This is a genomic window from Pseudomonas sp. MWU13-2100, from assembly GCF_023242365.1.
Taxonomy (GTDB): Bacteria; Pseudomonadota; Gammaproteobacteria; order Pseudomonadales; family Pseudomonadaceae; genus Aquipseudomonas.
In genome coordinates, this window is the sequence record NZ_JALLIX010000078.1 from 1 (window position 1) to 7,513 (window position 7,513).

The 7,513-nt window shown below is 61.2% G+C and carries 6 protein-coding genes; 2 read left to right on the top strand and 4 right to left on the bottom strand.

From position 1 onward, the window contains the following. Positions 1 to 260: 260 nt before the first annotated feature. From M5B99_RS29050 to M5B99_RS29065, 4 genes are all read right to left on the bottom strand, one after another. Complete coding sequence (locus M5B99_RS29050; protein ID WP_248807370.1) at positions 261 to 1,697, bottom strand: NAD(P)(+) transhydrogenase (Re/Si-specific) subunit beta; 1,437 nt, start codon at positions 1,695 to 1,697, stop codon at positions 261 to 263. After that, positions 1,697 to 2,020, bottom strand: coding sequence for an NAD(P) transhydrogenase subunit alpha (locus tag M5B99_RS29055; RefSeq protein ID WP_017335806.1), 324 nt, complete (start codon positions 2,018 to 2,020; stop codon positions 1,697 to 1,699). The genes M5B99_RS29050 and M5B99_RS29055 overlap by 1 nt, the downstream gene beginning before the upstream one ends. Before the next feature lie 15 nt (positions 2,021 to 2,035). Then, on the bottom strand, positions 2,036 to 3,157 hold the full coding sequence (locus tag M5B99_RS29060) for a Re/Si-specific NAD(P)(+) transhydrogenase subunit alpha (RefSeq protein WP_248807371.1): 1,122 nt from the start codon (positions 3,155 to 3,157) through the stop codon (positions 2,036 to 2,038). A gap of 418 nt (positions 3,158 to 3,575) precedes the next feature. Then, on the bottom strand, positions 3,576 to 4,496 hold the full coding sequence (locus M5B99_RS29065; protein WP_248807372.1) for a LysR family transcriptional regulator: 921 nt from the start codon (positions 4,494 to 4,496) through the stop codon (positions 3,576 to 3,578). 158 nt (positions 4,497 to 4,654) lie between these two features. Between M5B99_RS29065 and M5B99_RS29070 the strand changes: the two genes are divergently transcribed. Both M5B99_RS29070 and M5B99_RS29075 read left to right on the top strand, forming a co-directional pair. Next, complete coding sequence (locus M5B99_RS29070; RefSeq protein WP_248807373.1) at positions 4,655 to 5,836, top strand: acyl-CoA dehydrogenase; 1,182 nt, start codon at positions 4,655 to 4,657, stop codon at positions 5,834 to 5,836. Between the two features lie 17 nt (positions 5,837 to 5,853). Further along, positions 5,854 to 7,074, top strand: coding sequence for a CaiB/BaiF CoA transferase family protein (locus M5B99_RS29075; RefSeq protein ID WP_248807374.1), 1,221 nt, complete (start codon positions 5,854 to 5,856; stop codon positions 7,072 to 7,074). The last annotated feature ends 439 nt before the right edge of the window (positions 7,075 to 7,513 follow it).

Sequence of the window (7,513 nt, forward strand, 5' to 3'; positions counted from 1 at the left end):
CTTTAAAGGCGGCGGTGAGTGCGAGGCAATCCTTAGTAGGCAAGGATGCCGGGCACCCATCGCGGCAACGGCGCAATGTTGTGTTCATGAGCTTGAACGCACACCTGTGGGAGGCGCTGCTTGTCGGGTCGCCGCATAGCCGTGAAGCTTTTAGCGGTCTCACGGGCTTCTTCGCGAGCAAGCTCTGCTCCCACAGGGATTGTGCTCGGCCTTGCCTGAATTAGCCCCTGAGGGTTGGCCTTTTGTGTCACCGCAAGCTTCTACTCGACAGCCTTGACCATGTCCTCGATGACTTTCTTCGCGTCGCCGAAGACCATCATGGTCTTGTCGAGGTAGAACAGCTCGTTGTCCAGGCCGGCATAGCCGCTGGCCATGGAGCGCTTGTTGACGATGATGGTCTTGGCCTTGAAGGCCTCGAGAATCGGCATGCCGGCAATCGGCGACTTCGGATCGTTTTTCGCCGCCGGGTTGACCACGTCGTTGGCGCCCAGCACCAGTACCACGTCGGCCTGGCCGAACTCGGAGTTGATGTCTTCCATCTCGAACACCTGGTCGTAAGGTACTTCAGCCTCGGCCAGCAAGACGTTCATGTGCCCGGGCATGCGGCCGGCCACCGGGTGGATCGCGTACTTCACGGTCACGCCACGGTGGGTCAGCTTCTCGGTCAGCTCCTTGAGCGCGTGCTGTGCCCGGGCCACCGCCAGGCCGTAGCCGGGGACGATGATCACGGTGTCGGCGTTGGTCAGCAGGAAGGTGGCGTCATCCGCCGAACCGGATTTCACCGGTCGGGCTTCCTTCGAGCCGGCCGGGCCCGCTGCGTCGGCCGTGTTGCCGAAGCCACCGAGCAGCACGTTGAAGAACGAGCGGTTCATTGCCTTGCACATGATGTACGAGAGGATCGCACCACTTGAGCCCACCAGCGAGCCGGCGATGATCAGCATCGAGTTGTTCAGCGAAAAGCCGATCCCCGCCGCCGCCCAGCCGGAGTAGCTGTTGAGCATCGACACCACCACCGGCATGTCGGCGCCGCCGATCGGGATGATGATCAGCACGCCCATCACAAAAGCCAGGGCCAGCATCAGGGCGAAGGCGTTGAGGTTGCCAGTGAACATGAAGGTCAGGCCAAGACCCAGGGTGGCCAGGCCCAGCAGCAGGTTCAGCTTGTGCTGTCCGGCAAACTGTACCGGTGCGCCCTGGAACAGGCGGAATTTGTACTTGCCCGAGAGCTTGCCGAAGGCGATCACCGAACCTGAGAAGGTAATCGCACCGATCGCGGCGCCGAGGAACAGCTCCAGGCGATTGCCCGGCGGAATCGAGTCGCCCAGCTGTTTGACGATGCCCAGGGATTGAGGCTCGACCACTGCGGCGATGGCGATAAACACAGCCGCCAGGCCGATCATGCTGTGCATGAAGGCGACCAGCTCCGGCATCTTGGTCATCTCGACCCGCTTGGCCATGATCGAACCGGCGCTGCCGCCGATCAGCAGGCCGACGATGACGTAGCCGATGCCCGCAGTCGCCAGTTCCGCGCCGAGCTTATAGATGAGGCCGATGGTGGTGAGGATCGCCAAGGCCATGCCGAGCATGCCGAACAAATTGCCGCGCCGCGAGGTGGTCGGGTGCGATAAGCCCTTGAGGGCCTGGATAAAGCAGATCGACGCGATCAAGTAGAGCGTCGTGACGAGATTCATGCTCATTACTTGGACGCCTCTTCTTTTACCGCTTTCGGGGCTTTTTTCTTGAACATCTCAAGCATCCTGCGGGTGACCAGGAAGCCACCGAACACGTTCACCGCTGCCAGGGCCACCGCCAGGGTGCCCATGGTCTTGCCCAGCGGCGTTACGGTCAGGGCGGCGGCCAGCATGGCGCCGACGATGACAATCGCCGAGATCGCGTTGGTCACCGCCATCAACGGCGTGTGCAGCGCGGGGGTGACATTCCAGACCACGTGGTAACCGACATAAATCGCCAGTACGAAGATGATCAGGTTGTAGATACCGGGGGAGATAAGCTCTTCCATCGTCTGAATCCCTGCTTAGGCGTTTTTGCGGATGACTTGGCCGTCGCGGCACATCAGGCACGCGGCGACGATGTCGTCTTCCAGGTTCACTTCGAATTGGCCTTCCTTGTTGAAGACCAGCTTCAGGAAGTCCAGCAGGTTGCGCGCGTACAGTGCCGAGGCGTCTGCCGCGACTGCACCGGCCAGGTTGGTCGGGCCGCAAATGGTCACGCCATTTTCGACCACCACCTGATCCGCCACGGTCAGCGGGCAGTTGCCGCCTTGCGCCGCGGCGAGGTCGATGACCACCGAGCCGGGCTTCATCTGTGCGACGGTTTCGGCGCTGAGCAGCACCGGCGCCTTGCGACCCGGGATCAGCGCGGTGGTGATGACGATATCGGCCTGTTTGGCGCGCTCGTGCACCGCCAGGGCCTGGCGCTGCATCCAGCTGGCGGGCATCGGCCGGGCATAACCGCCGACGCCGACTGCGCATTCGCGTTCTTCATCGGTTTCATACGGCACGTCGACGAACTTGGCACCGAGGGATTCGATCTGCTCCTTTACCGCAGGACGCACGTCGGATGCTTCGATCACCGCACCCAGGCGTTTTGCCGTGGCGATCGCCTGCAAACCGGCCACACCGGCACCGAGAATCAGCACGCGCGCGGCCTTCACGGTACCCGCGGCGGTCATCAGCATCGGCATGAAGCGTGGGTAGTGATGGGCCGCCAGCAGCACCGCCTTGTAGCCGGCGATGTTGGCCTGGGACGACAGCACATCCAGGCTCTGGGCCCGGGAGGTGCGTGGAGCGGCCTCCAGGGCAAAGGCGGTGATGCCGTGTTCGGCCAGCTTGGCGAGGGTTTCGTTGTTGAACGGATTGAGCATGCCCACCAGGACGGTGCCGCGTTTGATCAGCGTCAGTTCGCTGTCGCTGGGCGCCACCACCTTGAGGATCAGCTCGGCGCCAAAGGCGTCGCTGGCGCTGCCGATGGCGGCGCCTGCCGCCGCATAGGCACTGTCGACAACGCTGGCGTTAACGCCGGCGCCGCTTTGCACAGTGACCTTATGACCCTGGCCGATCAGCTTCTTGATGGTTTCCGGGGTTGCAGCAACCCGCGTTTCACCCGTCTGGGTTTCGAGAGGAACACCAATGTGCACGTCAAATCTCCTGCGTGATCTTTTTTTATAAGAGGCCAGCGCACTGCGGATGGTGCATCTGGAGCGGCCGATCAGCACGATCCCGCCGGATTTGTCGGCGGGGCGCGGCATTTTGCAGGTGAAAACCACACCCTTCAAGATATTCTGAAAGGTGACGCAATATTAACTACAAGTCACTCTGTGACCAAATGTCGCAGAGAAACGCTGTGAGCCAATGATACAGGGGGCTCACAAGGATTTTGGCTGGAGTTGAAGAAAATTTGAATCGGTGGCGTGAATGAGTCGGTATTGGACGGAAATAGAGCTTACAAGCCCCGCTGGCAGGCACTCTCGTGCCAAATTTCTTGGCATCGGTACAGTCTGCCTAAAAGCGACATATTATTATATCTGTAGGTGCTAAGGGTTGTTGACTACAGAGTCAGCTAAAAGCCGGAGACCTTGAGGACAGGAGGCTGTAGCCTTGTGCCTGGTTCACCAGCCAGTCCCGAAAAGCACGCAGGGACGCCGATTCGACCTTTCGCTCGGGAATCATCAGGTAATACGCCTTCATGCTGGACAACGCGCTGGGGTTGGCGATCACCAGGCGCCGCTCTTCCAGTTCCCGCTGGATCAGGAAGGGTGGAATCAGCGCGACGCCCATCTCGTGCATGGCTGCTTGGGCCAACATGGAGAATAGCTCGTAGCGCGGACCTGTCATGTCACGGGGCACATTCAGTTCCTGAGCGTTGAACCATTGGCGCCAGGCATAGGGGCGCGTGGTCTGTTGCAGCAGCGGCAGCTCGGCGATCCGTGTCGCGCTCAGGCCCAGCTGGTCGCCCAGCAGGCTTGGGCTGCACACCGGCATGGGATTTTCGCCCATCAACCGATGGGACTCGGTGCCCGACCAGTCGGCATCGCCGAAGTAGATCGCGGCATCGAAGTCGGTGTCGGCGAAGAGAAACGGGCGGGTCCGGTTGGTCAGGTTGACGGTGACTTCCGGGTGTTGTTGCTGGAAGTCCTTGAGCCTGGGCAGCAGCCATTGGGTGCCGAAGGTCGGGACCACGGCCAGTTCGATGACGTTGGCGCCTTGCTGGCCCATGACCGACAGCGTGTCGCGTTCCACCGCGTCCAGTTGGGTGGCGACCCGCCGACTGTAGGAAAGCCCGGCTTCAGTCAGTTTTACCCCGCGTCGGGAGCGTCGGAACAGCTCGACGCCGAGAAACTCCTCCAGGCTGGCGATCTGTCGACAGATGGCACCTTGAGTGAGGGAAAGCTCCTGGGCAGCCTTGGTAAAGCTCTCGTGGCGGGCGGCGGCTTCGAAGCTGATCAGCGCGGTGGTGCTGGGGATTTTGCGGCGCATGTACGACAACCTCACTAAAGATGATGCTAAATAGCGGTCGAAAGCTTTTCGGAGTGAGAAATTAGCACAATAGTATGCGAAATCCTCGTTTGCCGGATGGCCGGGTGACGCCTAGGATCAGTCCAGACCTTTTTCACTGACTTCACGAGGACTCACCCATGGGCGCCAAGGCAAGCTTCAACTGGATCGATCCCCTGCTGCTGGATCAACAGCTCACTGAAGAAGAGCGCATGATCCGCGACACGGCTGAGCAATTCGCCCAGGACAAGCTGGCGCCGCGGGTTCTCGAAGCCTTCCGTCATGAAAAGACCGATCCGGCAATCTTCCGTGAAATGGGTGAGGTCGGCCTGTTGGGCGCGACCATTCCGGTGGAGTACGGCGGCAGCGGGCTGAACTATGTCAGCTACGGTCTGATTGCCCGGGAAGTCGAGCGTGTCGACTCGGGTTATCGCTCGATGATGAGCGTGCAATCGTCCCTGGTGATGGTGCCGATCAATGAGTTCGGTACCGAGGCGCAAAAACAGAAGTACCTGCCGAAGCTGGCTTCTGGCGAATGGATCGGCTGCTTTGGCCTGACCGAGCCGAACCATGGTTCCGACCCGGGCGCGATGATCTGCCGTGCACGCAAGGTTGACGGTGGCTACAGCCTGAGCGGCAGCAAGATGTGGATCACCAACAGCCCGATCGCCGATGTGTTCGTGGTCTGGGCCAAAGACGACGCCGGCGATATCCGTGGCTTCGTGCTCGAGAAAGGCTGGAAGGGCCTGAGCGCTCCGGCGATTCATGGCAAGGTCGGTCTGCGGGCCTCGATTACCGGCGAGATCGTCATGGATAACGTGTTTGTCCCTGAAGAGAACATCTTCCCTGAGGTGCGTGGCTTGAAAGGCCCGTTTACCTGCCTCAACTCCGCGCGTTATGGCATTTCCTGGGGGGCACTGGGCGCTGCCGAGTTCTGCTGGCACACCGCTCGCCAGTACACCCTGGATCGCCAGCAGTTCGGCCGGCCTTTGGCGGCGACGCAGTTGATCCAGAAGAAGCTGGCCGATATGCAGACTGAAATCACCCTCGCCTTGCAAGGCTGCCTGCGTCTGGGGCGGATGAAGGATGAAGGCACGGCGGCGGTGGAAATCACTTCGATCATGAAGCGCAACTCCTGCGGTAAGTCCCTGGATATCGCCCGTATGGCGCGCGACATGCTCGGTGGCAACGGGATCTCCGACGAGTTCGGGATTGCCCGGCACCTGGTGAACCTGGAAGTGGTGAATACCTATGAAGGGACCCATGACGTCCATGCGCTGATCCTCGGGCGTGCCCAGACCGGCCTCCAGGCGTTCTATTAATAGAAGGAACTTGGCTCATGGGCGCGCTATCGCATCTGCGAGTGCTGGATTTGTCGCGAGTGTTGGCCGGGCCCTGGTCCGGGCAGATCCTCGCGGACCTTGGGGCTGAGGTGATCAAGGTCGAGCGGCCGGGCAATGGTGACGATACCCGCGCCTGGGGTCCGCCCTTTCTGAAGGATGCCTACGGCGAGAACACCACGGAAGCGGCTTACTACCTGTCGGCCAACCGTAACAAGCAGTCGGTGACCATCGATTTCACCCAGCCCGAAGGGCAGCGCCTGGTTCGGGAACTGGCGGCCAAGTCCGATATCCTGATCGAGAACTTCAAGGTTGGTGGGTTGGCGGCGTATGGGTTGGACTATGCATCGCTCAAGGTGCTCAACCCGAAGCTGATCTATTGCTCGATCACCGGCTTCGGTCAGACCGGGCCCTACGCCAAGCGTGCCGGTTATGACTTTATGATCCAGGGGCTGGGTGGGCTGATGAGCCTGACCGGTCGACCCGAGGGTGATGAAGGGGCCGGGCCGGTGAAGGTGGGTGTAGCGCTGACCGATATCCTGACCGGGTTGTATTCGACGGTGGCCATCCTGGCGGCCCTGGCTCATCGCGATCAGGGCGGTGGCGGCCAGCATATCGATATGGCGCTGCTGGATGTCCAGGTGGCATGTCTGGCGAACCAGGCCATGAACTACCTGACCACTGGAGTGGCGCCCAAGCGTTTGGGCAATGCTCATCCGAACATCGTACCGTATCAGGATTTCCCGACGGCCGATGGCGACTTCATCCTGACGGTGGGCAATGACGGGCAGTTCCGCAAGTTCGCCGAGGTGGCGGGTCAGCCGCAGTGGGCGGACGATCCGCGGTTTGCGACCAACAGGTTGCGGGTGGCCAACCGGGCGGTACTGATTCCGTTGATTCGCCAGGCGACGGTATTCAAGACTACCGCTGAGTGGGTGACACAGTTGGAGCAGGCTGGAGTGCCATGTGGGCCGATCAATGATCTGTCGCAGGTGTTTGCCGATCCACAGGTGCAGGCTCGTGGCCTGGCGGTGGAGTTGCCGCATCCCTTGGCGGGACTGGTACCCCAGGTGGCGAGTCCGATCCGTATGTCCGCGACGCCGGTGGAGTATCGCAATGCTCCTCCTCTATTGGGTGAGCACACGTTGGAGGTGTTGCAGCGGGTGTTGGGTCTGGCGCCTGAGGTGGTCGAGGCGTTGCGTGAGGCGGGTGTTCTCTAGGTGCCCTGTTCTCTTCTATATAGAAGTGCCATTTCTAGCGATGCGAGTCTCCGGGATTGCGCCGCTCTATATTGTGGGGGGGGCTGGCTTGCCGGCGATGGTGTTCTTGAGGGCGCTAAAAGCTTCGCGGGCAAGCTCCGCTCCCACAGTGTCGGGGGCTGACCGAGGATTTGCGGTGTGACACGGCCCCTGTAGGAGCCGGCTTGCCGGCGATGGTGTTCTTGAGGGCGCTAAAAGCTTCGCGGGCAAGCTCCGCTCCCACAGTGTCGGGGGCTGACCGAGGATTTGCGGTGTGACATGGTCCCTGTAGGAGCCGGCTTGCCGGCGATGGTGTTCTTGAGGGCGCTAAAAGCTTCGCGGGCAAGCTCCGCTCCCACAGTGTTCGGGGCTGATCCGGAGTTTGCGGTGTGACGCGGTCCCTGTGGGAGCGGAGCTTGCT

What these genes read in the sequence shown, in the direction of transcription:
- M5B99_RS29065 (WP_248807372.1), bottom strand. Translation starts at nt 4,496, where the DNA reads ATGCGCCGCAAAATCCCCAGCACCACCGCGCTGATCAGCTTCGAAGCC.
- M5B99_RS29075 (WP_248807374.1), top strand. Translation starts at nt 5,854, where the DNA reads ATGGGCGCGCTATCGCATCTGCGAGTGCTGGATTTGTCGCGAGTGTTG.
- M5B99_RS29055 (WP_017335806.1), bottom strand. Translation starts at nt 2,020, where the DNA reads ATGGAAGAGCTTATCTCCCCCGGTATCTACAACCTGATCATCTTCGTA.
- M5B99_RS29050 (WP_248807370.1), bottom strand. Translation starts at nt 1,697, where the DNA reads ATGAGCATGAATCTCGTCACGACGCTCTACTTGATCGCGTCGATCTGC.
- M5B99_RS29070 (WP_248807373.1), top strand. Translation starts at nt 4,655, where the DNA reads ATGGGCGCCAAGGCAAGCTTCAACTGGATCGATCCCCTGCTGCTGGAT.